Raw genomic sequence first — 24,423 nt, 5'->3', positions numbered from 1 at the left:
GGAGGAGCCGGAGTTGGGGGTGGTGCAGGATCGAGCGTGGCGGTGCCTCCTGCACCACCCCCACCCCTGCCCCTCCCCGCAAGGGGGAGGGGAGACGCGGGTTACGCGCCGCCGCAGGTCTTGGTCTTGGTGTTGTAGTTGCCGCACTTGAGCTTGACCCAGTCGGCCTCGAGGTCCTTCGAGCCCTCGAGCTGCTTCGACCACGCCTCGCCGGGGATCAGGCCCTCGGTCTTCCACACCACGTCGAACTGGCCGTTCGCCTCGATCTCGCCGATGAAGACCGGCTTGGTGATGTGGTGGTTCGGGAGCATCGTGGCGGTGCCGCCGGTGAGGTTCTTCTGCTCGATGCCCGGCAGCGCGTCGATCACCTTGTCGGGGTCGGTGGTGCCGGCCTTCTCGACCGCCTTCACCCACATGTTGAAGCCGATGTAGCTGGCCTCCATCGGGTCGTTGGTGACGGCCTTGGGGTTCTTCTTGAACGCCTGCCACTTCTTGATGAAGGCCTCGTTCTCCGGCGTCTTGATCGACTCGAAGTAGTTCCAGGCGGCGAGGTGCCCGACCAGCGGCTTGGCGTCGATGCCGGCGAGCTCCTCCTCGCCCACCGAGAAGGCGACGACCGGGATGTCGGTCGCCTTGATGCCCTGGTTGCCGAGCTCCTTGTAGAACGGCACGTTGGCGTCGCCGTTGATGGTCGAGACCACGGCGGTCTTCTTCCCGGCCGAGCCGAACGCCTTGATCTTCGACACCTCGGTCTGCCAGTCCGAGAAGCCGAACGGCGTGTAGTTGATCAGGATGTCCTCGTCCTTGACGCCCTTGGACTTCAGGTAGGCTTCGAGGATCTTGTTGGTGGTGCGCGGGTAGACGTAGTCGGTCCCCTCCAGCACCCAGCGCTTGGCGCCGCCGCCATCCTCCGACATCAGGTAATCGACCGCCGGGATCGCCTGCTGGTTCGGGGCGGCGCCGGTGTAGAACACGTTGCGCTCGCTCTCCTCGCCCTCGTACTGGACGGGGTAGAACAGGATGTTGTCGAGCTCCTTGAACACCGGCAGCACCGACTTGCGCGACACGCTGGTCCAGCAGCCGAACACGGCCGCGACCTTGTCCTTGCTGATCAGCTCGCGGGCCTTCTCGGCGAAGAGCGGCCAGTTCGAGGCCGGATCGACCACCACCGGCTCCAGCTTCTTGCCGAGCACGCCGCCCTTGGCGTTCTGCTCGGCGATGAGCATCAGCATCACGTCCTTGAGGGTGGTCTCCGAGATCGCCATCGTGCCCGAGAGCGAGTGCAGGATGCCGACCTTGATGGTCTCCTGCGCCCGCGCGGCGCCCGCCCCCAGCGTGCCCATCGCCAGCCCGGCGGCCAGCGCGGCGGCCGAGGCCCAAGTTCCAAATGCCTTCATGGCGGTCCCCTGCGTCGTCGTCCTCGCGACGGGGCGGGCTTCGCAAATCGTGTGCCAAATAATTAGGCATGGCGCCGCGGGAGGCTGTTCCGGGTCCGCCGGCGCCCAGAACGGCGCCGTTTCGCCCGCCAGACCGGCAGCGCGGTGCCGCGCCGTGCCGCGTCTTGGAGCGGGCGGACCAAGCGATAGGCATCCGCGACCGGAATCTCGCCCGTCCGTTGATCGGACGCGGATCGGGGCCACTTACCTCAGCCCGCGGCGCGGGCCGCGGCGTGCGCGGGCGCATCACCGGGCGGGCGGGGCCCGGCCGCCGGGGCGGATCCGGATCCTGGGCTGAAGGCTATCATGGCAGAGCGCTACTATTTCCGCCTGCGGAGCGACGGCGAGACGATCGAGGACGAGACGGGCGTCCTCGCCGCGTCGCCCGCGCACGCGGAGGCGGAAGCGCTGGCGCTGATCGAGGAGTTCCGGATGGCCGGCGAGCTGCCGGACGCCGCGGCGGGCTGGCGGATGGAGATCCGTGACGGGAGCGGCACCGTCCTGCGCACGCTGCGGGTCTCCTGATACGCCGCTCCGGCCCGCGCAACCCGGCCGGCACGATCGGCCCGCACGACCGGCCCGCACGATCCGGCGCGGCCGATCCCGGGCGGCGTCCCAGCTCCGATCGCGGGACGAGACGCATTCGGGCGTCGGCGTGCCCGGGCGCCGAAGGTTTCGACGGATCGGCGCCGGCGGAATCCGGATCCCGGGCGTGGCGATCATTTGATGCATTCGCGGAGTAAGGATAAGCCGTCACGCGTTTACGCAGATACGGCTCCGCGCACGGGGCAGGTTGTCCGGGAGATCCCTTGAACCCCTTCCTTCGCAAGCTGGCGCTGCGCGCGAACCTGGACGACGGCGACGTGGCCGCGCTGGGCGCGGCGACCAGCGACGTCGCGCAGGTCGAGGCAGGCCGCGACCTGGTCTCGGAAGGCGTGCGGCCCGACGCCGCCTACGTGATCCTCGACGGGTTCGCCTGCCGCTACAAGCTGGTGCCCGACGGGGGACGCTCGATCCTCGCCTACCTCGTTCCCGGCGACGGCTGCGACCTGCACGCGTCCCTGCTCAACCGGGCGATCCACTCCGTGGCGACGCTGACGCCCTGCACCGTGGCCTCGATCCCCTACCGGACGATCAAGGGACTCGCCGCTCTCCGACCCAACATCTACCGCGCCCTGTGGTGGTCGGTGCTGGTCGACGAGGCCGTCCTGCAGGAATGGCTCGTCGGGGTGGGGCGCCGGTCCGCCGACAAGCAGGTCGCCCACATCATCTGCGAGCTCTTCGCGCGCCTGAACGCCGTCGGCCTGGGCCTGGAGCCCGAGTACCGCCTGCCTCTGGCGCAGTCCGAGCTGGCCGATACGGCGGGGCTCTCGAACGTCCACCTCTCGCGCGTCCTCGCCGACCTGCGCAGGGCCGGGCTGATCGAGAGCGGGCGCAAGAGCGTGCGCGTGCCGAATCTCGCGCGTCTGCAGGAGTTTTCCGGCTTCACCCCCGACTACCTGCTCCTGCCCGGCCGCGATCCGGCCGTGGAGGCCCTCGGCGCGCTGCCGCAGATGACCGGGCAGGTGCGGGCGGCCTCGGGGCCGTGAGCCTCACCGGCCGTCGCCGTCCCAGCCCGCCCCGGGATCCTCGGCCACGCGGCGCCCGATCTGGGCCGTGAGCGGCACGCGGATCGTGCAGCGCAGCCCGTCCGGCTCGTAGCGCAGGTCGACCGCCGCGCCGAGATCGTAGGCCAGCATCTCCGTCAGCACGTCCGTGCCGAAGCCGCGCCGGCCGGAGGGCGCGACGCCGCTGCCGCCGGTCTCCGCCCAGTCGAGGCTGAGGACGGGCGGTCCGGTCTCCGACTCCGCCACCCGCCACGCCGCGCGGACCCGGCCCTGCGGGAGCGCCAGGGACCCGTGCTCCACCGCGTTGCTCGTCAGCTCGTGGAGGGCCAGCGCGACGACCTGCGCGGCCTTGGGCCGGAGGCGCACCCGCGGGCCGGCGAGGATGGCCTGCTCGCCCTCGCGGGCGAGGTGGAACATCAGCTCGTCCGAGATCAGCGTGTGCAGGTCGGCGTCGCCGAACGCGTCCGTGGCGGCCTGCACGCGCATGATCGCCCCGAACCGGCCGTCGAGATGCGCCACGTAGTTCTCGACATCCGCGGCGCTCTCGGCGGACCGGTGCATGACGGTGCGCATCATCGCCATCGTGTTGCGCATCCCGTGGCGCAGGCTGTCCGGGAGCCCCGCCGCGTCGAGCAGCCGGCGCAGGCGCGCGTTGTCGGCCTCGAGGGCCGCGAGTCGCTCCGCCGGATCGCGAGGGTCTGTCATGCCGGGCCACTCCGGATGTCGTTCAACCTGGCTCAATCGCCGCGGGACCGGCAGGGTTCAGCGCGCGGCGGCGTGGCCGGCCTCGGTGAGATGGAGATAGGCGGTATCGAAATGCGCGAGCCGGGCGAGCGCGGCCGGATCGTGGATCGTCAGGCGCCGGCTGCGCAGGGTGATCAGCCCCATGCCGCGCAGTTCCTGGAGCGTGCGGTTGATGTGCACGCTGGTCTGCCCCATCGCGTCGCCGAGATCGTTCTGCGTCATCGGCATCGCGCAGGTATTCCCGTCGGTCAGGCCGATGGCCGCCAGGCGCGCGTGCAACTCGCAGAACAGGTGGGCGAGGCGCTCGATCCCGGTGCGGCTGCCGAGGCTGACCGTCCACTCGCGCTGGATCGCCGCGGTGGCCAGGGCCTCGCGGTGGAAGGCCATGGCGAGCTGCGGGCTGCGGGCGGTCAGGTCCCGCATCGCGGGGCCGGTGATCTGGCCGAGGAGCACGGGGGTGATCGCGCCGATCGCGTGATCCATCTCGTCGAGGAGGAAGATGTGCGGGTCGCACGGGTCGCCCGGGAGCAGGAGCGAGACGACCTGTCGGCGCCCGTTGGCGAACTGCCGGTACCGGCAGGCCCAGCCCTCGAGGATCACGTTGATCGCCCGCGGATCGTCGCCCTCGTGGATGATGTCGGTGCGTGCGGCGACCATGCGGCTCGGGCTCATGGCGTCGGCCAAGCACATCCGGTCGTCTTCGGAGAGCCCGACATAGCAATTTAGCTTGTGCGCGAGCGGGTTTGGCATGGGGCGTCTCCACGGCGGCGTGGGGGCGCGAACCTACATTTTGTTTCACGCTATGAATACTTACGCAGATTAGTTTGTGCTACCGTAAGGTGTCTTTCCGCCCGCCGCGCCGGGTCGATCCGGCCGGATTCGGGCCCCGCGCGGTCCCATCGCGGTCCCGCGGCGGCAAGGTCTCGGCGGGCCGGGCGGCCCAATGTGCGATCAGGGCAGTGATCCGGCGCCGGCGCGTCCCGGAGGGGGAATGGACGCGCGCCGTATCGAACTTGAAGAGACGGTGCTTCTGACGTGGCGCGCGCCGCACAGAGGATTCGACGGAAGGAAACAGCGGAATGTCTGCCCCGGACAGGTCGCCGTCCTGTCTCCCTGCTTCTCGCAACGGGTGCCGCCGGTCCGCGCCGCAGCGGACGGCCTCCCCTTCGGGCTCCATCGGCGGGGCGCTGATGGGCCGACCCCGGCTGCTCGTCCTCGACGAGCCGTCCACGGGGCTTCCCCCCGCGTGGTCGAGGAGATCCGCCGGGTGCTCGCCGGCCTGAACCGTGCCGAGGGTCTGACCCTGCGTGGCCGAGCAGAATGTCCGCCGCGCCCTGCGCCGCGCCCACCACGCCGTCGTGCTGGAGAGCGGGCGCAGCGCGCTGGCCGGCACCGCCGCGTCCCTGCGGGCGCGGGACGACGTCCGGTCCCTGCATCTCGGGGGCGCCGCGCGCCGGGACGCGCGTCAGGATTCCCGGTCGGCCCGGCGCAGGGACCACAGCAGGGTGCCGTGGGCGTCGACCAGCCACAGGGCGTTCACCGCGTCGTCCTCGATCGTCAGCGAGCGGCGGTTGGCGAGTTGGATCGCCTCCTTCGCGTCCGCGGCCGTGAGCATCTCGTCGACGCGCGGCGCGCCGATCTCCCCGTCCTCGCCACGAACCGCCCCGCGCAGGCGATAATCCGGCATCCGTCGAACCTCCGTCTCCCCGCGGCCGGCGCCCGTCCGGGGCGTGCCGCGGGTGCGAAGATAGGCGCCGGCGCGGCGTGTCGAGGGTCGGCGGGCCGCTACGGCCCGGCGCGGCTCGCCAGGACCTGCCGCGGCCCGGCGAGGAACAGCGCCCGCAGCCCGGCGGCCGCTTCGGCGGGCGGCAGGTCGATGGCCGCCCCGTCCACCCCGTCCGGCCGCGCGGCCGGCGTCCGGGCGAGGAGCGGGGCGAGCCCGTGGGACGCGGGCCGCTCGGCCCGCAGCCGCGCGTCGAGTGCCAGGAGGTCGCCGGCCGCCAGGAGGCCGCAGGCCGCCGCGTCCCCCGCGCCGGCCCGCTCCAGCGTCGCCAGGATCCGCCGGCCCAGCGCCCGGACCACGGCGTCGTCGGCCGCCCGGAAGCGCCGCTGCAGGTAGCCGGCGGCCATCCGCCTCAGGCCCGCGGCGGCCTCCGCCTCCGGCCGGCCGGCGGCGTAGCCGTCCCGGTACCACCGGGCGATCGGGTCGAGCCCCGCCGCCTCGGCCTGCCGCAGGATCGGCAGGCTCCGCAGGATCGCGGCCCGCGCCCCGGCCGCGCTCGGATCCGCGTCCAGGGTCGAGTCGGGGAAGCGGTCCGTCCCGACCACCTCGGTGACGATGCCGGCCGCGCGCAGCGCCCCGCCCGTCGGGATCCAGATCCCGGCCGGGGGCACCGCCAGGGCCCGCGTCACGAAGGCCGCCGGCAGGCCGGCGGCCCGGTAGGCCGCCCGCTCCGGTGCGGGATCCACCGGGCTCATCCGGCCGCGCGGCCCGATCTCGTAGGGAGCGTGGAAGCCGAGCCGGCCGCCGGTGGCGAGGTAGCGCGCCCGGCCGCGGACGAAGATCAGCGTGCAGGCCGAGGCGCAGGCGTCGGGGACGTAGGTGGCGAGCCCGCGGGCCGCCACGAGCGCCCCGATCGCCGCCCCCTCCGCCACGAGGCCGCCGTCGCTCGTGAGGTGGATGCGCGCGATCCGCGGGTGCGCGGCCAGGATGGCGGCGACCCGCGCGGCGACGCCCGCCGCGAGATCGCCCGCGAGCCGCAGGTCCCGGCCGCCCGGCCCGACCGTGAGGCGGGCCGGGACGTCCGGCCCGTCTGCCGCGGTCGCGGCGCCGCCCTTCGGCAGGTGTCCGGCCGCGGCCGGGCCAGCGGCACCGAGCGCCACGGCGAGCGCGCAGGCAGCCGTCCCCGACCGGCGCCTCCACCCGCGGGGGAGAACCGACATGGCAGGGTTCCATCGTTTCGTGGTCGGAGAAGCCGGCGCGGCCGGCCGCGGCGCGCCTACTGGAGGTAGGCGACGAACATCTCGGACACGGCCCGGGACGCGTAGGCTTCCGGGCTCTCGCCCCAGCGGATCGGGAAGGCCTCGGCCACCCGGCGGCCGGCGAGGATCCGGGCGACCTCGTCGGGCATCAGGCCGTCGTCGAGGGCGCTCGCGAGGGCGGCGCGTTCGTGGGAGGGATGGGAGCGGACGCTCCGGGGCAGGGCCCGGCCGAGGGCGGCGGCCGGTTCGGGGCTCAGGTCGGGACCGGTGTTCCGGGTCGTGTCATAGGTCAGCATCGGTAATCGCCTCGCGTGTCTGATGTCGTGCGCGCGCCTCCTCCTGGATGCGGCAACACGGCAGACACGGCGCAGTCATCCGGGCGATCCGTTCCTTGCTGGCGATCACGGCAAACCTCCGTTCGGCCCTGCATCGACTGTATGTCGACGCCGTCACTGTAGAGGCCGGGCGCGAGAATGTGCTGCCAAATTGGCGAGGACTTGCAGCGCAGGTTGTTCGTCGAAGCCGCGGCGCGGAGCAGAACGGCCGGCACGACGATGTCCTGAACCTCGGCTCGGCCCGCGACCCGGGCCCGGCGCCGCGCCTGGCCGCGCGGGGATCGAGGCCGGTGGCAGCGCCCTTCGCCGTGGCGCATGTCCGCCGGGACTCGCCGGCCCTGCCCCGGCCCTGCCCCGGCCCTGCCCCGGCCCAGCGCCGGCCCTGCGCCGGCTCGGGGTCGACCTGTCGGTGCGGGCCTCGCTCGCCTTCCACAACACCCGCGCGGAGGTCGACGCCGTCCTGCGGGCGCCGCACACCCTGCCGCGACCGTGACCGGCGGGGCGCCGACCGCGCGCCGGCGCGCCGTCGCGGGATCCCCGAGGGCATGCCCTCGGGCGGGGCATCGGGGCGGAGCCCTGATGCTGTGTCACGGCGGGGCTCCCGCCCGCATCCGCGACAGGCCTCTGGCCTTTCGAATCGGGGCTCCTTACCCCGCCTTCGGCCGGAGGTGCCGCGTCCGCACCGTGCCGTCGATGGCCCGCAGCGCGCGGAGCACCGCGTCCGCCTCGCCCGGCGGCACCGACGCGTCGACCACGACGTAGCCGAACTCGCCGTCCGTCTGCAGGTACTGCGCGTCGATGTTGAGCGATCGGCCCGAGAAGATCGTGTTGATCTGCCCGAGCACGCCGGGCACGTTCCGGTGCACGTGCAGGAAGCGCGCGCCGGACAGGCGCGGCGGCAGCTGGACCTGCGGGAAGTTCACGGCGCCGAGCGTCGAGCCGGTCTGGACGTAGTCGACCAGCTTGCGGGCCACCTCCGCGCCGATGCGGTCCTGGGCCTCCTCGGTCGAGCCGCCGACATGCGGGGTGAGGATCACGTTCGGCAGGCCCTGCAGGGGCGAGACGAAGCGCTCCGCGTTGGAGGTCGGCTCCACGGGGAAGACGTCGATCGCGGCCCCGGCGAGATGCCCGTCGCGCAGGGCCGCTGCCAGGGCGTCCAGGTCCACGACCGTGCCGCGGCTGTTGTTGATCAGGTAGGCGCCCGGCTTCATCGCGCGGATCCGCTCCGCGCCCATCAGCCCGTGGGTCAGCGGCGTCTCCGGGACGTGCAGGCTGACCACGTCGCTCGCGGCGAGCAGGGCCTCGAAGCTCTCGGCCGGCTCGGTGTTGCCGTGCCGGAGCTTGTCGGTGAGATCGTAGAAGATGACGCGCATGCCCATCGCCTCGGCGAGGTTCGAGAGCTGCGCGCCGATATTGCCGTAGCCGACGATGCCCAGGGTCTTGCCGCGCACCTCGAATGCGCCGGTGGCCGACTTGTCCCAGCCGCCCTCGTGCGCGGCGACCGAGCGCGGCACGATGCGCCGGAGGAGCATCACGATCTCGCCGATCGTGAGTTCGGCGACGCTGCGCGTGTTCGAGAACGGCGCGTTGAAGACGGGCAGGCCGCGGGCGCGGGCCGTCTCGAGGTCGACCTGGTTGGTCCCGACGCTGAAGCAGCCGATGGCGGCGAGATCGGGCAGGGCGTCGAGGAGCGCGGCGGTGACCTGCGTGCGCGAGCGGATGCCGAGGACGGTGACGTCGGCCAGATCGCGGGCGTCCCCGGGGCTGACCGCGCGCGACAGCTGCCGGACGGCGCCGATCCCGGCCTGCGTGAAGATCCTGGACGCCGTCGGCGCTATGCTTTCGGTCAGAACGACGCGCTCGGTCGACACGGTCTGCCCTCCTTCCATGGACGGGATGCGATCCGCGACCTTGGCGCCGGCGCGGCGCAGCGGCAAGGGCGGCGCCGGCGGGACGGGGTCGCGGGCGGGGTCCCGGGCCGCCCTCCCCGCCCCGCGGCGGGCGGCCCGGCCCGGCGCGGCACCCTCGTCTCGACGCGGCGCTCAGGGCCTGCCAGTGTCCGCCTCCCGGCGGCCGAGGCCGCGGAGCGACAGGTGCGTCATGACCGGATCGACAGCCCGGGCCGTCATCGTGCAGCCCGGCGGCGGCTTCGACAAGGTGACCTTCGGCGAGCGGCCCGTGCCGGAGCCCGGGCCCGGGGCGATCACCGTCCGCCTGCGGGCGAGTTCCCTCAACTACCACGACTACGCGGTGGTCAGCGGGATGTGGGGGCCGAGCGAGCCGCGCGTCCCGATGTCCGACGGGGCCGGCGAGGTCGAGGCCGTCGGGCCGGGCGTGACCGAATTCGCCCCGGGCGACCGGGTGGTCAGCACTTTCTTCCCGACATGGCTGGAGGGCACGCCGCTGGTCGAGGGCTTCGCCACCGTGCCGGGCGACGGGGTCGACGGCTACGCCCGCGGGCGCGTCACCGCGCCCGTCACCGCCTTCACCCGCGCCCCGGTGGGCTGGGACCACGCCGAGGCGGCGACGCTCACCACCGCCGCGCTGACCGCGTGGCGGGCGCTGCACGCCGATGCCGGCCTGAAGAGCGGCGACGTGGTGCTGGTGCAGGGCACCGGCGGCGTGTCGCTGTTCGGCCTGCAATTCGCCAAGGCGGCGGGGGCCACGGTGATTGCCACCTCCTCCAGCGACGACAAGCTGGAGCGCCTGCGCGGGCTCGGCGCCGACCACGTCATCAACTACCGGGCCGACCCGGCCTGGGGCGAGACCGCCCGGCGCCTGACCGGCGGGCGCGGCGTCGACCACGTCCTCGACGTCGGCGGCCCGGCGACGCTGGAGCAGTCTATGGCGGCCGCGCGGGTCGCCGGCCACATCTCGGTGATCGGCATTCTCTCGGGTGTCGCGGGCGAGCTGCCGCTGGTGCCGGCGCTCCTGAAGCAGATCCGGCTGCAGGGCGTGCTGGTCGGCAGCCGGCGCCACCAGATCGAGATGATCCGCGGCATCGACGCCTGCGGGCTGCGGCCGGTCATCGACCGGCGCTTCCCCCTCGACGACCTCGTCGCGGCGTTCCGCCACCAGGAGAGCAACCGCCACTTCGGCAAGATCTGTGTCGAGATCTGAGCGTCCCGGCCGGGGTGGCGCGGGGGGCGGCGCGACGGGCGATCCGGCGGGCGTTCAGCGGAAGGCGATCCCGAGCGCGCCGGGCATCACGACGGAACGGGGCGCCTCGGCCTGGCTCGGCGGCGGCACGTGCGAGCAGCCGTTCTCGCAGAAGCTGCGGAGCGTGCGCCGGTCGAGGCCGATGTCCCGCAGCATCTCGTCGTCCAGGGCCGACAGAATGCGAAGATTTCGCGCCGCGATCCGGTTCTTCCGGACAGACTTCAGGACCGAGAGGATCATGATCCAGCCTCCGTTGCGCCGAAAGATCCGTGGTTCGTCCACGATCGGCCGGATCAGCGTCGCTTTATTTTGGAATGTCCGCATCCCCCGTTCGGACTAAGCGCGGCTCGCGGTGCGAATATTTTTCGCTGAGAGCGCTAAGCGTCCGCGATCGGCTGCGGGCAGAGCAGGAGCAGGCGCACCAGCTCGGCTTGGCGGCGCGTCCCCGTCTTCTCGAAGAGGTGCCGCAGGTGCACGCGCGCGGTGTTCCGGGTGATCCGCCGCCGCGTCGCGCTCGCCGCGAGGTCGTTCCCGGCCAGGATGTCGACGGCCAGGGCCGCCTCCGCGGGCGTGAAGCCGAACTGGTCCTGCAGGACGCCGGGATCCGGCAGGCGCGGGGTCCCGGGGTCGGTGAGGCGCAGCAGAACGGCGCCCTCGCCGATCGGGCCGAGCGTTCCGGGAATCGCCGAGGCGGCGACCAGGAGGGTCCCGCCCGCGCCCTCCAGGCGCACCGAGCCGCCGCGATGGCCGGCGGCGCAGCGCGCGATGACCCGGCGCAGCGCCGCGCTGTCCTCGGGCGCCGCGCCGCGCAGGCTGCCGTGCTCGAGGCACAGGAGGCCGCGCGCGACGCAGGCCTGCGCGACGCGGTTCAGGAAGTGGACCCGCCCGTACCGGTCGGTCACCGCCAGTCCCTGCTCGAGATGCTCGGCCAGGAGATGGAGCGCCGCCTCCACGAGGGACGGGTCCGGGAAGGCCGGGGCGCCGCCGGACTGGGACCGCCGCACCTGCGCGGGGCCGATCTCGGATACTGTTTCGGCTCTGCGAATTTTCAGATACGACTGACTGATCACGCTGGGATCCCCGCCGGATCGACATCACGATATCAGTAATAACCCGGCATTGACGACCGTTATTCCCGCCTCAGCCGGGCGGGCCGCCGGTGCGGGACTGGAACAGGTCGGCGAAGGCGCGCAGGTCGCGCCGGTTGAGGTCCGACACCGCCCAGTAGGTGAGGTCGCCGAGGCGCCAGCGCTCGATCGTGGACCCGTCGCGCCGCTCCTCGCCGGCCCCGGGGCCGTCGGCGGCGGGGACCACCGTGACGCTGATGACGTGCCGGTCGCGGCGATAGACCAGGGTCGGAACGGGGGTGCCGCCGACGATGTCGACCCGGCCGCCGACCAGCGGGAAGCCCTGGTCGGACAGGTCGGGGGCCTCGGGCGCGAGGGTGGTCCGGCCGTTGAACCAGGGCTTCACCACGTGCCGGTCCGAGGAGGCGACGTCGAAGGGCTGGGGCGCCGCGAGGCCGCGGAGATGGCCGGCGAGCACGGCCGCGCCGGTATCCGGGGTGCCGTCGGGGCGGTCGCCGTAGACGACCCCGCCGCCGAGCGCGGCCCCGCCGACCAGGCCGACGAGCAGCGTCGCGGCCAGCGCCTGCCGGGATTCCCGCCAGGACTTGAGCCAGGACTCGAGCCAGGCCTCGAGCCGGGATCCGGGCCGGGTCCCGAACAGGCCGCCGAGACGGCCGCGGGACGGGGGCGGGTCGGAGAAGCCGATCTGCTCGACCACGCGCGCGCGCAGGGATGCCGGGGCGGGCGGGCCCGCGAGGGGCTCGCGCAGGCTGGCCGACAGGTCGCGGAGGTGCTCCGCCAGGGCCCGCGCGTCGGGGTCCGCCGCGAGCCGGCGCTCCATGGCCAGGACCTCGCCGGGCGACAGCTCGCCGTCCGCGTAGGCGCTGAGGAGCAGGAGGGTCTCGTCGTCGGTCATCGCCCGTCCCTCGCGAGCCGTGCAAGCAGGTGCTGCCGCGCGCGGCCGAGGCGCGACATCACGGTCCCGATCGGGACCCCCGTCACCGCGGCGATCTCCCGGTAGCTGAGGCCGTGGTACTCGCGCAGGACCAGCGCCTCGCGGAAGGCCACCGGCAGGGCCTCGACCGCCCGGGCGAGCTGCCCCGCATCGTCGCGGGCGATGAGGGTCGCCTCGGGCGTCTCCGGAGCCTCGGTCAGGGCGCCCCCGATCTCCAGTTCGGCGCGGGCCGCGGGGGCGAGGTCGTCGGCGAAGACCACCGCCCGCGGCCGGTGCCGCTGCAGCCAGGAATAGCCGGTGTTGCGGACGATGGTCAGGAACCACGCCCGGGCATTGCCCTCGGCGAACCCCTCGATCGCCCGGTAGGCGCGCAGACACGCCTCCTGCATCACGTCCTCGGCGTCGGTGGCGTTGCCGGTGAGCCAGTGCGCGAGCCGGTAGCCCTCGTCCAGGCGCGGGAGAACGAGCTGGCTGAAGCGCGCCCGCGCCAGGGTCGTCATGTCGGCGGCCGGGCCGAGCCCGTCCCGTCGAGAGCCTGCGAAGCCATGGGTCCCCGCCCTGGTGCTCCAGCCTGCAGCCTTGTGCCACACAATCGGAACCGGGCGGCAGCGGGCTTTATTCCCGGGCCCGACCCGGGAATTCTGGGGCCGCCGTCCGGGGAGCCGCCCGGCACAGGCACCGGGGCCGGTGATGGGCCCTACCGGCCGCCCCGGGCACGTCCGGCGGCGCGGCGGTCCGGCGCCGCGGCGTCCGTCCCGGGGGCCTGTCCGGATGCCGATCGCCTGTCGGGCGCCGGCTCCGGGCAGCCGTCCGGGCCGAGGCGCTTGCGGGCGACGCGCTCGGCCGCCGCCCGTTCCGCCGCCGAGGGGGTCGCGCCGCCGCTCTGATCCTGGGCCATGGCCATGTCCAAACGGAGCGGAACCGTGCGCGGTCCCGGTCGAGGCACCCCCGACACCGCCGGAGAGCGGAGCGGACGGGGACCGGATGCGACGTCCCCCCGTCCGATCCGCCCGCGTCGCCGCCAACGGGAAAGGGCAGGCCACCACCTCCTCGGAGACGGGACCTGCCCCTGGATCAACCCGCGGGTCGTGTCACGGTTCGGCGCCGGGATCGGCGCCGGACCGTCGCGTCGGGACGCGTGCGCGTCGCTAGCGGCAGACGCGCCGCGGTCCCCACGGGGTCGGACGGAAGAGGCAGCGCGGGCCGTAGAAGCGCGGCCGCCGGTACATCGGCCGGCAGCGCCCGTACGGGCCGGGCGCCCAGCCCGGGCCGCAGCCGAACGCGACGGTGCTGACCGCGGCGGGGCCGGTGATCGTGTCGGCGCCGGCGGGCGTCAGGGGCGCCGCGCCGGCGGAGGCCAGGCCGAGGCCGCCGACGACAGCCGCGGCGGCCGCGATCATCTTCACGTGCATCATCATCAGACCTTCTGTGCGATTCCGCGCCGGTTCGGCCCGGCGCAAGACCAGGCTAGAATGGTCATCGGGCCTGAATGTGGGCTGACCTCCGCCATAACCGTCTAGAAACAAACACTCCGCCCGGCGCCCGCGCGGGAGCGGGCGCCGCATCGGCGTCCTGCCGCGGCGTCCGACATCGGCGTCCGACATCGGCGTCCTAGCGGCGGTCGGCGCGGCCCAGGAGCGAGGCCGCGGCCGCCGTGGCCCCAGCCAGCAGGATCCCGGTCAGGATCGGGTTGATCGAGGCCCGCGTGTAGGCGCTGCGCATGACGTGGTGGGGCGAGCCGCCCCGCACGGCCCCGTCGCGGCCGGCCGCGTGGAGGGCGCCGTCCCGCTGCTTGCCGGCCACGCCGGCCGTCTGGCTCCGCGCCATCACCTGGGCGCCCATCCAGTCGGTCACCGCGGGCACCCGCTCGCGCATCGCGCTCATCAGCCTGCCGCCGCCGCCGACATAGAGGTCGCGGGGCCCGCGCTCCGCGGCGTACAGGATCGCGTCGGCGACGTCCGCGGGGTCGTAGACCGGCGGCGGCAGCTTCGGAGCCTGCGCCATGTAGTTCCGGGCATGCTCCGGGAACGGCGTGTCGATCGAGGCCGGCTTGATGAGCGTCACCGAGACCGGGGCCCCCTCCTCCTGGAGCTCCATCCGGAGCGCGTCCGTGAAGCCTTTGATCGCGTGCTTGGAGGCGGAGTACATGCCCTGGATCGGCAGGGCGAGGTCGGAGGCGACGGAGCCCAGGTTGACCAGCGCGCCGCCGGCCTTCTTCAGGTGCTGCAGCGCCACCGTCGAGCCGTAGACGATCCCCCAGAAATTGACGTCGAACAGCCGGCGATGGTCCTCGTCCGGGACCGCCTCGAGGCGGCCGAAGATCGAGAGGCCGGCATTGTTGACCCAGGTGTCGAAGCCGCCATAGGCGCGCACGGTCTCGGCGGCCAGAGCCTCGACATCCGCGCGGCGGGACACGTCGGTCACCACGGCCCGGGCCTCGCCGCCGCGCTCCTGGATGTCGCGGACGATGGCGTCGAGGGCGTCGCCGTTCCGGGCTGCCAGCACGACGCGGGCGCCGCGGCGGGCGGCCGCCCGGGCGGTGGCGAGGCCGATCCCGCTGGACGCGCCGGTGATGACGATCACCTGCTCGCGCAAGGGCTTGTGCCGGATCTGCATGCTGTGTCCTCCTCTCTCGTGAGCCGTCTCGACGGCGTCGCTCAGTCCCGGCCGCCCGGCCGGTCGCGCTCCGCGCCCAGGCTGGTCCCGCCCCGGCGCGCCTCCTCCTTCTCGGTGCCGGCCCGCTCCATCGGGCCGTCCTGCGGCCTGACCGTGCCGGTGGCGGTGTCGCGCGGGCTGTCGGCCAGGCCCGCGCGCTCCGGTTCGCCGTGCGGCATCCGCTCGGCCTGGGTGTCGTCCGGCGCGTCGGCCATGCCGCATCCCTCGCGATCGACCTGAGTTCCGGGCGCCGGCGCGCGGCGCGGCGGGGGTCCCGGGCGGATCGGGCCATATCGGACCATGCGGCCGATCCCCTGAGGGCCAACCCGTCAGGCCGCCGGCGTATCCGGCGGCCCCGGTCGGGGCGGCGGGCGCCGCGCGCGCGGAGTTGTGGAGGAGGTGGGAGGGTGCCTGCGGGAGGGCGTAGGCCGGGCGAACGCGCCGCAGGAACACGGTCGCGGGGCCCGTGTTGTCTGCCAAATCTTTTTCACGAGGCGCCGATGTCAGGAACCGCCAAGAAGACCGACCCGAAACTCTGGGACAAAGTCAAGACGCAGGTCACGAAATCCGAGAAGGGCGGGAAGCCCGGCCAGTGGTCGGCGCGCAAGGCGCAGATCGCCACCGCCGAATATAAGAAGGAAGGCGGCGGCTACGCCGGCAAGAAGTCGGCCGACAACCATCTCCAGCAATGGACCGACGAGGAATGGGGCACGAAGTCGGGCCAGGAGAGCGGCAAGACCGGCGAGCGCTACCTGCCCAAGAAGGCCCGCGAGAGCCTGACCGACAAGGAATACGCCGCCAGCACGGCCAAGAAGCGGGCCGATACCCGGAAGGGCAAGCAGTTCTCGAAGCAGCCGAAGGCCGCCGCCGAGAAGGCCGCCGCGGCGCGCGAGGACGGCAAGGCCGCCAAGGCGTCCGGCAAGGGCAAGGTGTCCGGCAAATCTGCCGCAAAGTCTGCCGCCAAGACGTCCGGCAAGACGTCCGGCAAGTCGGAGACGACGAAGGCGGACCTCATGCGCAAGGCCCGCGCGCAGAACGTGCCCGGCCGGTCGCGGATGTCGAAGGCGCAGCTGGAGCACGCGGTCCACGCCTGACGCGCGCCCTCGTCCCCGACGCAAGACGTCCCGGGAAGGGCTCCCGGGACGCTCCTCGGCTCAAGCGGCCAGTCTGATCGGGCTGGGGATGCTCAGGTCGAGAGGGGATGCGGCCTGTCCAGAGGCCCGCGCGCCGTCCCGGCGACCGGGACGGCGCGCGGGTGGATCTCAGTACGAGCCGAACTTGTAGTTCAGGCCGGCGCGGATGACGGCGAACTCGTCGTCGCGGCGGCCGATGTTGTTGTACACCACCGGGAAGTTGTTGGCGGCGTTGATGACGAACGCACCCTGGTTGCGGGTGTTGCGGTCGAGGTTGACGTACAGGCCTTCGACCTTGAGCGTCACGGCGTTCGAACGGAAGAAGTTCAGGAACGAGTCGGTGGGCAGGGCGTACTCGATGCCGCCGCCGACCGCGTAGCCGGTGCGGAAGCTGTCGTTGCCGGCGAAGCCGCCGAAGGAGCGGTCGGCGCTGCCCGAGCCGTAGGCGAAGCCGCCGGTGCCGTACACGAGGACGCGGTCGAAGGCGTAGCCGACGCGGCCGCGGACGGTGCCGAAGAAGTCGAGGCTGGAGAGGCCGCGCGGGTCGGTGACGTAGTAGCCGGGGGCCAGCGGACCGACGAGGAAGGCGTTGTTCCGGCTGCGGCCGAAGTCGAGGTACTGGGCGTCGGCCTCGATACCGACGACGATGCCCGAGCCCGGGGTGAACTGGAAGTTGTAGCCGACCTGGCCACCGCCGGTGAAGCCTTCCTGGTTGCGCTGGCTGAAGAAGGCGGTGGTGCCGTTGCCGTAGGGGGCGGGCACGCCGAAGCTGTTGGTGTTGTTGCTGCTGGCGTCGAAGGCGTAGCCGGCGTTGATACCGAAGTAGGCGCCGGTCCAGGTGAAGACCGGGACGGGGGTGAACACCGGCGGCGGGGCGGCGCGGCGCGGCAGGTCGGCGGCCGAGGCGGCGCCGGTCAGGAGAGCCGTGGCGGCGCTCGCGAGCAGAAGCTTCTTGATCATCTGGTCCTCTGTCTCCCGTTGGGCGGGATGTGTGCGGGCCGGACAGAACGCCAGGACGCGCCGGGCCGATAGTGCATCGCTGCAACAGCTCGGAATCGGGTCTCCGACGCCGAAACAGCCGGGTGCGCTGGAGCACATCGCGAGAGCGACTGGTCGAACCCAAGAAGAATATTTGTAATCGAGTGTTTCCAGAAACAAAATGCCCCGTCGCGCGGGAGCGGACGGGGCTTCAGTTCGTCGATGAACGTTCCCAGGACCAACCAGGAAGCTTCGAGGCTTAATAAATCCTACCGGCCGGCCGGCCGCAAGCCCGATCGCGATCCCGCGAGCGGTTAACATTAATTGACGGCCCCTTCCCGCCGGCCCCCGGCCCGCGGCCGCGGTTCCCGCCGCAGATCTCGCGCGATCCGGGCCTGTATCGCGGGAGTTCCGGGCGGCTTCGGGCGCCTGCGTCGCGCATGCACCGCGTCGACGCGCGCTCGCCGCCGCGGATCGGCGCCCATGAATCCAGTGTCCCCGCCGCCCCGAACCTTGATCCGGCGCCGCCGTGTCTTGGCGCGGGCCCCGGGCCGGATCGATCTCCTTGGGGGCGTCAGATCTCGCGGGGCAGCGGCGCCGCCGCGCCGGCGCGGCGCCGGATCACCCGGCCTGTGGAGAAGGCGCCGCCACGGCCGGGCCGTGCGGCCGTGGCGGCTTTTCCGGCGCGCCGCAGGCCCTATGTGCCGGCGTCGTCGTCGGTGGAGAGTTCAGGAGACGCGCATGCACCCCGTCGCGCTGCCTTCGATGCCGGCCCTCCGGGTCCGGATCGGGATCGAAGATGCCGGCCCCGCGTCGGCCGGGAGGGCCCGATGACCGACACGCCGGCCCCGTATCTCGCGGTGGCGTTCCTCTCGGCGCTGTTCCTGCTGGTGGCCGGGCTGCAGGCGGAGGGTCTCCTGTGGTGATCCGCCCGGCCCGCTCTCGTCGCGCGGCCGCGCGACCCGGTCGCTGGCGGGGGCGGGGCGTGACGCGCCCGCGCGCGTAGCCCGCCGATGTTCGGCTTCTCCCTCAGCGCGACCGAGCCCGACAGCATCGCCCACATCATCCAGGTGGCGCTCGCGCCCGCCTTCCTGCTCTCGGCGCTGGCGACGCTGCTCAACGTGTTCTCGACCCGCCTCGGCCGGATCTCCGACAAGGTCGACAGCCTCTCGGCGGAGGCCGCCCGGGCGACGGAGGCCGAGGCCGGCCGCCTCGCCCGCCGCCTGACCTTCCTGCGGCGGCGCTCCTTCGTGCTGGACGTGGCGGTGGTCCTGGCCTCGCTGGCGGGCGGCCTGATCGGTCTGGCGGTGCTCACCCTGTTCGTCGGCGCGCTGCGCGATGCGGCGACCGCGTCCGTCCTGTTCGCCTGTTTCGGGGCGGCGCTGGTCTGCACCGTGGCGGCGATCGCGGCGTTCATGACCGAGATCCTGATGGCCGGCCGCGGCGTCCGCGACGCGGTCGACCGCCAGCAGGATCAGGTGTCGACGCCGCGGTGAATCCGCGCCGGATCGCCCGGGCGCCCTTCGCGCCCCTGGGGCGGCCGCCCGCTCTGCACGGCGACCGCGGGAGCGATCCCGTCGGGTGATCCCGCGGAACGCTCCAGATGCGCGCGGTGCCGGCCGGGCGATCCGGGCCGGGTGGCGATTTCGGTTGCGGCGTGCGGGAGCCGGGCCTTAGTCTCCCGGTCGCCCGATTCCGCCGCGGGCCGCGCCCGAGTGTTCCGTCATGAGCATCGCGATCCTGATTGCCTTCGTCGCCGGCGCGCTCTGCCTCGGGATCCTGTCCGCGGTCATCCCGTTCGGGCGGCGCGAGGTCGAGGAGCTGGACGAGGTGCTCCCGTACGAGGACGAGTTCTTCGACGTGGGCGGTCCGGTGATCGATCTGGAGCCGCGCCACCTCACCTGACCCCGCGCCGGGCCGAACCTACCGGGATGCGGATCCCGCGGTCCCGGGCGTCGCGGCGTCCTGCCGGGCCGACCAGACGACCCGGCCGGCGGGATCCCGCAGGGCCGCCGAGCCGGCGCGGCCGGCGCGCAGCTCGGCGAAGCGGGCCTTCGCGGCGGCGACCGCCTCCTCCTCCAGGGGGGCGGCGACCTGCTCGTCGTGGATGATGATGCCGCCGGCGCGCTCGCGGTGGATCATGCATTGCAGCCGGTAGGGCGCCGGGGTCTCGGGCAGGGCCATGGCGATCTCCCGTCCGGTCACCGGGCCGGCGCGGCGCCGGAGCGGCGCGGCAGGATCCCGGGCGCCGGCAATGTGCCGGTGCGGATGGCGGGGACGCCGCGGCACATACGGCCCTCCTGGGTTCGACGCGTCGAGCGCGATCCATAGCAGATCCACCCGGCCCGCGCAGGGGTGCCCGCGGAGCACGCGCGGGGGCCGCCCGCGCGGAGTGCGCGAGCGGCCAACGTCCGGAGGGCAGAGACCGCCCGCGCTTCGCTCAGGCCGCCTCGCCCTCCGCGTCGTCGGCGTCCAGGATCGTCTCCAGGTCGCCCACGAGGGCGTCGAGCTGGTCGGCGGTCGCGACGAGCTTGAGCTTCGTGCCGTCCTGCGCCTCGACCGCGATCTCGATGTGGTCGGCCACCTTGGCGGCCAGCGCCTGCTTCACCGTGTAGGTCGTCACGTTTGCCCCGTCGGCGGACTTGTCGGCCATGCTGATCTCCTGAGTGGCTGCGGGCAACGCGGGGAGACCGGGATCGACGGTGCGGCAGAAGCTCGCGACGCCGGCCGCGACCGGGGCGTGTCGGGTTCGACCGCGTCCCGCTGCGCTCAGCCGCGCTCAGCCGCGCCTGCGGGTGGAGCGCTCGACCACGCGCTGCCGGTGGGTCGGCACATCCGGCAGACCGGAGGATCCGGGTGGGGTGCGGTCCCGGGCCGCTGCGGGCCGGGGTGCGGGCAGCAGCTCCATCGGGGCCCGGGGCGTCTCGACGACGACCGCTTCCAGCACGAGGGGCCGCCGCGCCGGCGCGGGCCGGACCGGGCGTTCGGGCCGTGCCGCGAGGGTCCCGAGGGCCCAGAGCCCGAGGCAGAACAGGCCGATCAGGATCCCGTCCCAGGACGGCTCGGTCCGGCACATCAGGATCCCGGTGCCGGTGAGGGCGGCCGCGGCCGCGAACAGGCGCGGTGTCGGATCGGCGGATCGCATGCGGCACCTTCGGTGCGGAGACCTAGGGTCGCGTGAACGCGATCGCTACAAGTGTCGGCATCAGCCGGTTCTCCCCGGTTCTCCCCGCAACACACCGGTTCCGGCGGCCGGGACCCGCGCTTCGGCCCGGCACTGCGGACCGGGCGGCGCGCCTCAGCCCGCCAGGCTGGAGGGGGCCTGCCACGCGACGCCGGGATGCTCACGGACGTCCCCGGGCCGGGATCCGGTGTCGGCGTCGCTCATCCAGTCGCCGGGCTCGGCGACGTCGGCGATCTCGGCCTCCGGATAGGCGGCCGACAGGAACAGGCGCGCCTCGCCCTCGGCCTCGGCGCGGACCGTCACGAGCGGCCGCTCGCCGCCCGCGTCGCGCACCTGCGCGATGAACAGCTTGGTCATGGTCTCCCTCCGGTCTCGTCCGCCGGCGCGGCGGGATCAGGCCAGCAGTTCCTCGACGTGGAGGCCGCCGGCCCGCAGGTAGTTCGGGATCCGGGTGCGGTCACGGAAGCCGGCGGCGCGCGCCATCGCGTCGAGGGCCGCCAGGGGGTCGAGCGCCGCGCCGCTCCAGAGAATCGCGCCCGTGGCCGCCTGCATGATCCGGAACACCTTCACGCCACGCTCCCGGTCTCGACCCTCGGACAAGCTCGCGGGATTCGCGGGTGTTCCCGACGCGCGGCCGCGGGCGGCTGCGGCCGATTCGCGCCGCCCCCGCCCCGGCGGGAACGGGGGCCGCAGAGGCGCGGTTCTCCAGCCAGCGCCGGCACGGGCCGGCACGGCGGGACCCCACGTCGAGAACCCGATCGGGATTCAAGGAGAGTCATGACCAGCCGCACCGTTCAGTCCGCCCTGCTCGCCCTCGCCCTCGTCGCCGGCACCGCCGGGATGGCCGCCGCGCAGAGCACGCCCAACGGGAACACCTCGTCCCCCGGCGCCCCCGCGGGCGACAGCAGCACCGGCAACGGCGCCACCGGCAGCGGCGCGGCCCCGAGCGGCCGGTAACCGTCGGTTAACCATAAAGATCGAAGCCCTCGATCCTCACAACCGTGCAACTCCCCGTCCCGCGGCCACCCGGCCTGCGGGACGTTCTGTTTCCGGCCTCTTGTCGGCCTCTTGTCGGCCTCTTGCCGGGCTTTCGCCGGCCGCACCGGGACGGGGCGGGGCCCGGAGTCCGGTGATTGGAACGGAGTGCCACTTTTCTGGGCAGGCAGAATCACCATACTGTCGGTGTGACCGGGCCGCGCCCGGTCAGGACCGACACGGGCGATGCGACCGAAACCGATCCTGCAGCTCACGGGCGAGAGCCCGGGCCCTCGTCAGGCCGACGACTGGCGCGACGCCGTCGCGCCGTTCTGGGATTTCACGATCCGCCGGGAGGACCTGTCCGACTTCCGCGGGCAGTCCCGGGTCCGGCACCTCGGCACCGCGATCGTCTGCAGCGCCCGCGCCTCCGGGCTCCGGTTCATGCGCGCGCGGGCCCTGACCGCCCGGATGGGCGTCGATCACATCGTCGCCCACATGCGCGTCTCCGGGCAGTCCAGGGTCGCGATCGGCGGCCGGGAGCGGGACTGCGCCCCCGGCGACATCTGCCTGTTCGACCTGTCGCAGCCGCTCTCCGCCGCCTCCACGGATTACGAGGCCATCACGGTGGTTCTGCCGCGCCCGCTCTTCGGATCCCGGCAGAGCGGACTCGACGCCCTGCACGGGTCGGTGATCCGGGGCGCGACCCCGTTCGGCCGGATGCTCAACGACCACCTGCGCTCCCTGAGTGCGCACGCGACCGGGTTCTCGGAGCCGGAGGCCGCGGCCGCGGCCGAGGCCACGGCCGCGCTGCTCGGGGCGGCGACCCTGGGCCTGCCGCGGGACGCGGGCGGCGCCGAGCCGGCCGAGCGGGCGCCGCTGCTCGTCGCGATCCGGCGCTTCATCGAGGCCGAGCTGGCCTCCGCGGACCTGTCCGCCGAGACGATCGGGCGGCAGTTCGGCGTCTCGCGCAGCGCCCTCTACCGGCTGTTCGTCCCCCTCGGGGGCGTGTCCGGCTACGTCCGGCAGCGCCGGCTCGCCCGCGCCTACCGCGAGCTCGCCGCCGGCGACGGGCGCTTCGCCCGCATCTCCGAGGTGGCCTATCGCTGGCGCTTCGAGAGCCCCGCGCACTTCACCCAGGCCTTCCGCGCCGAGTTCGGCTGCGCCCCCCGGGACGTCCGCGCCCAGGCGGCGGCCGAGTCCGCCCGGTCCCCGGCCGCGGAGCCGCCGGCCCAGGCCGAGACTTGGACCGACTTCTACCAGTGGGTGCTCAAGCTGGCGGCCTGAGCGGGTCCGGGGCCGGATCCCGGACCTTGTGCCCCCGCCCTCGGATGGACCATAAGGGCCAGGATGACCTTCGGGGTTCGGCATAGGCGCCCGGCCGGGGCGCGGGGCTGGTGGGCGCTCGTCGCCCGCGCGCTCGCGCTCGTGCTGGCGCTGACCGTCGCCGCCCCGGGCGTCGGCCTCGCGGCGGATCTCGCCTTCCACGCCGGTGGCCATCACGACCGGAGCCAGGGCCCGGCCCTCGACGCGCCTGCGGCGCCCGCGACCGTCGATCCCGGCCTCTCGGAGCACCTCCATTGCGGCTGCCATCAGGCGGCCCGCCTGGAGGCGACCGAGATCGCGCCCCCGGCTGCCCCGGGCCGGGTGCTGCCGGGCGCCCTCGCCCAGGACCGCCCGTCCGTCAGTCCCGACCGGCTGCCGCGGCCTCCGCGCGCGTGAGCTGACGCCGCCCGCGGGCGGCGCTCCGCCCGGATGCCGAACCGGCTCCGGGTTCGCCCTCACGTGACACCTGAACGGGACCTCCCGGGACCGCCGCGCGCGGCACCCCGCTGTCCCGGCCCGAGCACCTGTCCCATGCGCATCGTCCCGTCCGTGGCCGCCGCCGCGGCGCTCCTGGCCGCCGGCTTCGCCCTCGGCACCGCCATCCCCGCCCCCACCCTGCCCGACCGCCTCCGGGAGACCCTCGCGGCCGCCGGGCTCGCCCGCGCCCCGGCCGCCGACCCCGATCATCGCTACGCGGCCGCCGCGCCGGACCGGCCGGAGGCCGCGCCCGCCCCGCGCGCGGGCGAGGACCGCGCCGACCACGACCACGCGCACGGCGCCGACGAGGCCCACGAGGCGGGCACGGTCCGGATGCGGCCCGACCAAGTCGCCGATCAGGACATCGTCACGCGGACGGTCGCGGGCGGCACGCTGGCGCGCCACCTCCTCGTCCCCGGCACGATCACGCCGGACACCGACCGGATCGCCCGAGTCCCGGCCCGGGTAGTCGGGACCGTGGCCGAGATGCGCAAGCGCCTCGGCGACGCCGTGCAGGCGAACGAGGTCGTCGCCATCCTCGACAGCCGGGAGGTCGCCGACGCCAAGAGCGAGTACCTCACCGCCCAGGTCCAGGCCGAGCTGCAGACGATCAACTTCGAGCGCCAGCAGAAGCTGCTCGCCTCGCGCAGCGCCTCGGAGGCCGCCTTCGAGACCGCCCGCGCCGCCTATCTGGAGAACCGGCTCCGGGTCGACCTCGCCCGCCAGAAGCTTTCGGCGCTGGGCCTCGACGCCGCCGAGGTGGCGGCCGCCCAGAAGCGCGACGAGGCCACGCCGAACCAGTCGACCCTGCGCCGCTATCCGCTGCGGGCGCCGCTCGCCGGCCGCATCGTCGAGCGCAAGGTCGATGTCGGCACGGCGGTCGGCAAGGAGGGCGACCCGGCCGACCTCTACACGGTGGCGGACCTCTCCACGGTCTGGATCGAGCTGTCGGTGCCGACCGTCGATCTCGCCCAGGTGCGGGAAGGCGCCCGCGTGACGGTCACGCCCGGCCGGACGGGCGAGACGGAGCGCCGGGCGGAGGGTCGTGTGATCTTCGTCAGCCCGTTCCTCAACCCCGACACGCGCTCGGCCCGGGTGGTCGTCGCCCTGCCGAACCCGGACCTCGCGTGGCGGCCCGGCACCTTCGTCACCGCCGAGGTCGAGATCGCGCGGGACGCGGTCCCGGTCCGGATCCCCAAGGCGGCCGTCCAGACGATCGAGGGCAAAAGCGCCGTCTTCGTGCGCACGGCCGACGGGTTCGAGAAGCGGCCGGTCACCCTCGGCCGGTCCGACGACGAGGCCTACGAGGTCACCGCCGGGCTCGAGTCCGGCGCCGAGATCGCGGTCGGCAACGCGTTCCTGCTGAAGGCCGAGCTCGGCAAGGCCGACGCCGGCCACGACCACTGAGGA

31 protein-coding genes and 1 pseudogene are annotated in these 24,423 nt (G+C 73.8%); 11 read left to right on the top strand and 21 right to left on the bottom strand.

What is annotated here, in order from left to right:
- Positions 1-101 precede the first annotated feature (101 nt).
- A complete protein-coding gene (gene urtA, locus ACLBXO_RS23750; protein ID WP_447686907.1) occupies positions 102-1,397 on the bottom strand; it encodes an urea ABC transporter substrate-binding protein in 1,296 nt (431 codons plus the stop codon).
- A gap of 345 nt (positions 1,398-1,742) precedes the next feature.
- Here urtA and ACLBXO_RS23745 point away from each other — a divergent pair, with 345 nt between their 5' ends.
- The gene (locus ACLBXO_RS23745) at positions 1,743-1,961 is read left to right on the top strand and encodes a DUF6894 family protein (RefSeq protein ID WP_331313600.1); all 219 of its coding nucleotides are present in this window, start codon (positions 1,743-1,745) and stop codon (positions 1,959-1,961) included.
- A gap of 284 nt (positions 1,962-2,245) precedes the next feature.
- A complete protein-coding gene (locus ACLBXO_RS23740; protein WP_331313601.1) occupies positions 2,246-3,025 on the top strand; it encodes a Crp/Fnr family transcriptional regulator in 780 nt (259 codons plus the stop codon).
- 3 nt (positions 3,026-3,028) lie between these two features.
- Here ACLBXO_RS23740 and ACLBXO_RS23735 read toward each other — a convergent pair whose 3' ends face one another.
- Positions 3,029-3,748 (bottom strand): HWE histidine kinase domain-containing protein, encoded by a 720-nt coding sequence (locus tag ACLBXO_RS23735; RefSeq protein ID WP_331313602.1) that lies wholly within the window; start codon positions 3,746-3,748, stop codon positions 3,029-3,031.
- Positions 3,749-3,805: 57 nt separating this feature from the next.
- Positions 3,806-4,537: a Crp/Fnr family transcriptional regulator gene (locus tag ACLBXO_RS23730; RefSeq protein WP_331313603.1), complete on the bottom strand. Its 732-nt coding sequence runs from the start codon at positions 4,535-4,537 to the stop codon at positions 3,806-3,808.
- A gap of 422 nt (positions 4,538-4,959) precedes the next feature.
- On the opposite strand from ACLBXO_RS23730, the pseudogene ACLBXO_RS23725 reads away from it, so the two are divergent.
- Positions 4,960-5,235 (top strand): annotated as a pseudogene (locus ACLBXO_RS23725) (ABC transporter ATP-binding protein); the annotation flags it as partial.
- Positions 5,236-5,252: 17 nt separating this feature from the next.
- On the opposite strand, the gene ACLBXO_RS23720 reads toward ACLBXO_RS23725, so the two are convergent.
- From ACLBXO_RS23720 to serA, 4 genes are all read right to left on the bottom strand, one after another.
- Positions 5,253-5,474, bottom strand: a complete 222-nt coding sequence (locus ACLBXO_RS23720) for a hypothetical protein (RefSeq protein WP_331313604.1) — start codon at positions 5,472-5,474, stop codon at positions 5,253-5,255.
- 98 nt (positions 5,475-5,572) lie between these two features.
- Complete coding sequence (locus ACLBXO_RS23715; protein ID WP_447686906.1) at positions 5,573-6,730, bottom strand: hypothetical protein; 1,158 nt, start codon at positions 6,728-6,730, stop codon at positions 5,573-5,575.
- Between the two features lie 56 nt (positions 6,731-6,786).
- Positions 6,787-7,065: a hypothetical protein gene (locus ACLBXO_RS23710; protein WP_331313605.1), complete on the bottom strand. Its 279-nt coding sequence runs from the start codon at positions 7,063-7,065 to the stop codon at positions 6,787-6,789.
- 686 nt (positions 7,066-7,751) lie between these two features.
- Entirely contained in the window at positions 7,752-8,993 is a 1,242-nt protein-coding gene (serA, locus tag ACLBXO_RS23705; RefSeq protein ID WP_447686905.1) for a phosphoglycerate dehydrogenase, read from the bottom strand.
- A gap of 211 nt (positions 8,994-9,204) precedes the next feature.
- On the opposite strand from serA, the gene ACLBXO_RS23700 reads away from it, so the two are divergent.
- Positions 9,205-10,224, top strand: coding sequence for a zinc-dependent alcohol dehydrogenase family protein (locus tag ACLBXO_RS23700; RefSeq protein WP_331313609.1), 1,020 nt, complete (start codon positions 9,205-9,207; stop codon positions 10,222-10,224).
- Between the two features lie 54 nt (positions 10,225-10,278).
- On the opposite strand, the gene ACLBXO_RS23695 is transcribed toward ACLBXO_RS23700, so the two are convergent.
- The 8 genes from ACLBXO_RS23695 to ACLBXO_RS23660 all read right to left on the bottom strand — a co-directional run bounded on the left by ACLBXO_RS23695 (position 10,279) and on the right by ACLBXO_RS23660 (position 15,155).
- The gene (locus ACLBXO_RS23695; RefSeq protein ID WP_331313610.1) at positions 10,279-10,503 is read right to left on the bottom strand and encodes a DUF1127 domain-containing protein; all 225 of its coding nucleotides are present in this window, start codon (positions 10,501-10,503) and stop codon (positions 10,279-10,281) included.
- Between the two features lie 137 nt (positions 10,504-10,640).
- Positions 10,641-11,267 (bottom strand): helix-turn-helix transcriptional regulator, encoded by a 627-nt coding sequence (locus tag ACLBXO_RS23690; protein ID WP_447686904.1) that lies wholly within the window; start codon positions 11,265-11,267, stop codon positions 10,641-10,643.
- A gap of 136 nt (positions 11,268-11,403) precedes the next feature.
- A complete protein-coding gene (locus tag ACLBXO_RS23685) occupies positions 11,404-12,246 on the bottom strand; it encodes an anti-sigma factor family protein (RefSeq protein WP_447686903.1) in 843 nt (280 codons plus the stop codon).
- The gene (locus ACLBXO_RS23680) at positions 12,243-12,785 is read right to left on the bottom strand and encodes a sigma-70 family RNA polymerase sigma factor (RefSeq protein ID WP_447686902.1); all 543 of its coding nucleotides are present in this window, start codon (positions 12,783-12,785) and stop codon (positions 12,243-12,245) included. Before ACLBXO_RS23680 ends, ACLBXO_RS23685 begins: the two co-directional genes overlap by 4 nt.
- Before the next feature lie 197 nt (positions 12,786-12,982).
- The gene (locus ACLBXO_RS23675; protein WP_447686901.1) at positions 12,983-13,183 is read right to left on the bottom strand and encodes a hypothetical protein; all 201 of its coding nucleotides are present in this window, start codon (positions 13,181-13,183) and stop codon (positions 12,983-12,985) included.
- 250 nt (positions 13,184-13,433) lie between these two features.
- Positions 13,434-13,700, bottom strand: a complete 267-nt coding sequence (locus ACLBXO_RS23670; protein ID WP_447686922.1) for a GCG_CRPN prefix-to-repeats domain-containing protein — start codon at positions 13,698-13,700, stop codon at positions 13,434-13,436.
- Positions 13,701-13,896: 196 nt separating this feature from the next.
- Positions 13,897-14,901 (bottom strand): SDR family oxidoreductase, encoded by a 1,005-nt coding sequence (locus tag ACLBXO_RS23665; RefSeq protein WP_447686900.1) that lies wholly within the window; start codon positions 14,899-14,901, stop codon positions 13,897-13,899.
- Between the two features lie 41 nt (positions 14,902-14,942).
- On the bottom strand, positions 14,943-15,155 hold the full coding sequence (locus ACLBXO_RS23660; protein ID WP_447686899.1) for a hypothetical protein: 213 nt from the start codon (positions 15,153-15,155) through the stop codon (positions 14,943-14,945).
- A gap of 285 nt (positions 15,156-15,440) precedes the next feature.
- On the opposite strand from ACLBXO_RS23660, the gene ACLBXO_RS23655 reads away from it, so the two are divergent.
- Positions 15,441-16,034 (top strand): hypothetical protein, encoded by a 594-nt coding sequence (locus ACLBXO_RS23655; protein ID WP_447686898.1) that lies wholly within the window; start codon positions 15,441-15,443, stop codon positions 16,032-16,034.
- A 168-nt stretch (positions 16,035-16,202) separates the two neighbouring features.
- Here the strand turns inward: ACLBXO_RS23655 and ACLBXO_RS23650 are convergent, their stop codons facing one another.
- Positions 16,203-17,033, bottom strand: a complete 831-nt coding sequence (locus tag ACLBXO_RS23650) for an outer membrane protein (RefSeq protein ID WP_447686897.1) — start codon at positions 17,031-17,033, stop codon at positions 16,203-16,205.
- Positions 17,034-18,064: 1,031 nt separating this feature from the next.
- Between ACLBXO_RS23650 and ACLBXO_RS23645 the strand changes: the two genes are divergently transcribed.
- Together ACLBXO_RS23645 and ACLBXO_RS23640 are read left to right on the top strand one after the other, a co-directional pair.
- A complete protein-coding gene (locus ACLBXO_RS23645) occupies positions 18,065-18,547 on the top strand; it encodes a DUF2721 domain-containing protein (RefSeq protein ID WP_020095112.1) in 483 nt (160 codons plus the stop codon).
- 229 nt (positions 18,548-18,776) lie between these two features.
- Positions 18,777-18,956 (top strand): hypothetical protein, encoded by a 180-nt coding sequence (locus tag ACLBXO_RS23640; protein ID WP_447686896.1) that lies wholly within the window; start codon positions 18,777-18,779, stop codon positions 18,954-18,956.
- An 18-nt stretch (positions 18,957-18,974) separates the two neighbouring features.
- Here the strand turns inward: ACLBXO_RS23640 and ACLBXO_RS23635 are convergent, their stop codons facing one another.
- The 5 genes from ACLBXO_RS23635 to ACLBXO_RS23615 form a co-directional block, all read right to left on the bottom strand.
- Positions 18,975-19,235 (bottom strand): hypothetical protein, encoded by a 261-nt coding sequence (locus tag ACLBXO_RS23635; RefSeq protein ID WP_447686895.1) that lies wholly within the window; start codon positions 19,233-19,235, stop codon positions 18,975-18,977.
- A 256-nt stretch (positions 19,236-19,491) separates the two neighbouring features.
- Entirely contained in the window at positions 19,492-19,704 is a 213-nt protein-coding gene (locus tag ACLBXO_RS23630) for a hypothetical protein (RefSeq protein ID WP_331313619.1), read from the bottom strand.
- Positions 19,705-19,830: 126 nt separating this feature from the next.
- Positions 19,831-20,196 (bottom strand): energy transducer TonB, encoded by a 366-nt coding sequence (locus ACLBXO_RS23625; RefSeq protein ID WP_331313620.1) that lies wholly within the window; start codon positions 20,194-20,196, stop codon positions 19,831-19,833.
- Positions 20,197-20,349: 153 nt separating this feature from the next.
- Positions 20,350-20,592, bottom strand: a complete 243-nt coding sequence (locus ACLBXO_RS23620) for a hypothetical protein (protein ID WP_331313621.1) — start codon at positions 20,590-20,592, stop codon at positions 20,350-20,352.
- 36 nt (positions 20,593-20,628) lie between these two features.
- A complete protein-coding gene (locus ACLBXO_RS23615; RefSeq protein ID WP_331313622.1) occupies positions 20,629-20,805 on the bottom strand; it encodes a hypothetical protein in 177 nt (58 codons plus the stop codon).
- 207 nt (positions 20,806-21,012) lie between these two features.
- On the opposite strand from ACLBXO_RS23615, the gene ACLBXO_RS23610 reads away from it, so the two are divergent.
- From ACLBXO_RS23610 to ACLBXO_RS23595, 4 genes are all read left to right on the top strand, one after another.
- On the top strand, positions 21,013-21,192 hold the full coding sequence (locus tag ACLBXO_RS23610; RefSeq protein ID WP_331313623.1) for a hypothetical protein: 180 nt from the start codon (positions 21,013-21,015) through the stop codon (positions 21,190-21,192).
- 264 nt (positions 21,193-21,456) lie between these two features.
- Entirely contained in the window at positions 21,457-22,497 is a 1,041-nt protein-coding gene (locus ACLBXO_RS23605; protein ID WP_447686894.1) for an AraC family transcriptional regulator, read from the top strand.
- A 63-nt stretch (positions 22,498-22,560) separates the two neighbouring features.
- Complete coding sequence (locus tag ACLBXO_RS23600) at positions 22,561-22,932, top strand: hypothetical protein (protein ID WP_447686893.1); 372 nt, start codon at positions 22,561-22,563, stop codon at positions 22,930-22,932.
- 135 nt (positions 22,933-23,067) lie between these two features.
- Positions 23,068-24,420, top strand: coding sequence for an efflux RND transporter periplasmic adaptor subunit (locus tag ACLBXO_RS23595; RefSeq protein ID WP_447686892.1), 1,353 nt, complete (start codon positions 23,068-23,070; stop codon positions 24,418-24,420).
- Positions 24,421-24,423: the final 3 nt, after the last annotated feature.

This window comes from Methylobacterium sp. C33D (assembly GCF_053345825.1).
This window is presented reverse-complemented; position numbering and strand designations above follow the sequence as displayed.

Excerpts from the sequence above, each read along its gene's own strand:
- urtA (WP_447686907.1), bottom strand. The coding sequence starts at position 1,397 with ATGAAGGCATTTGGAACTTGGGCCTCGGCCGCCGCGCTGGCCGCCGGG.
- ACLBXO_RS23745 (WP_331313600.1), top strand. The coding sequence starts at position 1,743 with ATGGCAGAGCGCTACTATTTCCGCCTGCGGAGCGACGGCGAGACGATC.
- ACLBXO_RS23735 (WP_331313602.1), bottom strand. The coding sequence starts at position 3,748 with ATGACAGACCCTCGCGATCCGGCGGAGCGACTCGCGGCCCTCGAGGCC.
- ACLBXO_RS23730 (WP_331313603.1), bottom strand. The coding sequence starts at position 4,537 with ATGCCAAACCCGCTCGCGCACAAGCTAAATTGCTATGTCGGGCTCTCC.
- ACLBXO_RS23720 (WP_331313604.1), bottom strand. The coding sequence starts at position 5,474 with ATGCCGGATTATCGCCTGCGCGGGGCGGTTCGTGGCGAGGACGGGGAG.
- ACLBXO_RS23715 (WP_447686906.1), bottom strand. The coding sequence starts at position 6,730 with ATGTCGGTTCTCCCCCGCGGGTGGAGGCGCCGGTCGGGGACGGCTGCC.
- ACLBXO_RS23710 (WP_331313605.1), bottom strand. The coding sequence starts at position 7,065 with ATGCTGACCTATGACACGACCCGGAACACCGGTCCCGACCTGAGCCCC.
- serA (WP_447686905.1), bottom strand. The coding sequence starts at position 8,993 with ATGGAAGGAGGGCAGACCGTGTCGACCGAGCGCGTCGTTCTGACCGAA.
- ACLBXO_RS23700 (WP_331313609.1), top strand. The coding sequence starts at position 9,205 with ATGACCGGATCGACAGCCCGGGCCGTCATCGTGCAGCCCGGCGGCGGC.
- ACLBXO_RS23695 (WP_331313610.1), bottom strand. The coding sequence starts at position 10,503 with ATGATCCTCTCGGTCCTGAAGTCTGTCCGGAAGAACCGGATCGCGGCG.
- ACLBXO_RS23685 (WP_447686903.1), bottom strand. The coding sequence starts at position 12,246 with ATGACCGACGACGAGACCCTCCTGCTCCTCAGCGCCTACGCGGACGGC.
- ACLBXO_RS23680 (WP_447686902.1), bottom strand. The coding sequence starts at position 12,785 with ATGACGACCCTGGCGCGGGCGCGCTTCAGCCAGCTCGTTCTCCCGCGC.
- ACLBXO_RS23675 (WP_447686901.1), bottom strand. The coding sequence starts at position 13,183 with ATGGCCCAGGATCAGAGCGGCGGCGCGACCCCCTCGGCGGCGGAACGG.
- ACLBXO_RS23670 (WP_447686922.1), bottom strand. The coding sequence starts at position 13,700 with ATGATGCACGTGAAGATGATCGCGGCCGCCGCGGCTGTCGTCGGCGGC.
- ACLBXO_RS23665 (WP_447686900.1), bottom strand. The coding sequence starts at position 14,901 with ATGCAGATCCGGCACAAGCCCTTGCGCGAGCAGGTGATCGTCATCACC.
- ACLBXO_RS23660 (WP_447686899.1), bottom strand. The coding sequence starts at position 15,155 with ATGGCCGACGCGCCGGACGACACCCAGGCCGAGCGGATGCCGCACGGC.
- ACLBXO_RS23655 (WP_447686898.1), top strand. The coding sequence starts at position 15,441 with ATGTCAGGAACCGCCAAGAAGACCGACCCGAAACTCTGGGACAAAGTC.
- ACLBXO_RS23650 (WP_447686897.1), bottom strand. The coding sequence starts at position 17,033 with ATGATCAAGAAGCTTCTGCTCGCGAGCGCCGCCACGGCTCTCCTGACC.
- ACLBXO_RS23645 (WP_020095112.1), top strand. The coding sequence starts at position 18,065 with ATGTTCGGCTTCTCCCTCAGCGCGACCGAGCCCGACAGCATCGCCCAC.
- ACLBXO_RS23640 (WP_447686896.1), top strand. The coding sequence starts at position 18,777 with ATGAGCATCGCGATCCTGATTGCCTTCGTCGCCGGCGCGCTCTGCCTC.
- ACLBXO_RS23635 (WP_447686895.1), bottom strand. The coding sequence starts at position 19,235 with ATGGCCCTGCCCGAGACCCCGGCGCCCTACCGGCTGCAATGCATGATC.
- ACLBXO_RS23630 (WP_331313619.1), bottom strand. The coding sequence starts at position 19,704 with ATGGCCGACAAGTCCGCCGACGGGGCAAACGTGACGACCTACACGGTG.
- ACLBXO_RS23625 (WP_331313620.1), bottom strand. The coding sequence starts at position 20,196 with ATGCGATCCGCCGATCCGACACCGCGCCTGTTCGCGGCCGCGGCCGCC.
- ACLBXO_RS23620 (WP_331313621.1), bottom strand. The coding sequence starts at position 20,592 with ATGACCAAGCTGTTCATCGCGCAGGTGCGCGACGCGGGCGGCGAGCGG.
- ACLBXO_RS23610 (WP_331313623.1), top strand. The coding sequence starts at position 21,013 with ATGACCAGCCGCACCGTTCAGTCCGCCCTGCTCGCCCTCGCCCTCGTC.
- ACLBXO_RS23605 (WP_447686894.1), top strand. The coding sequence starts at position 21,457 with ATGCGACCGAAACCGATCCTGCAGCTCACGGGCGAGAGCCCGGGCCCT.
- ACLBXO_RS23600 (WP_447686893.1), top strand. The coding sequence starts at position 22,561 with ATGACCTTCGGGGTTCGGCATAGGCGCCCGGCCGGGGCGCGGGGCTGG.
- ACLBXO_RS23595 (WP_447686892.1), top strand. The coding sequence starts at position 23,068 with ATGCGCATCGTCCCGTCCGTGGCCGCCGCCGCGGCGCTCCTGGCCGCC.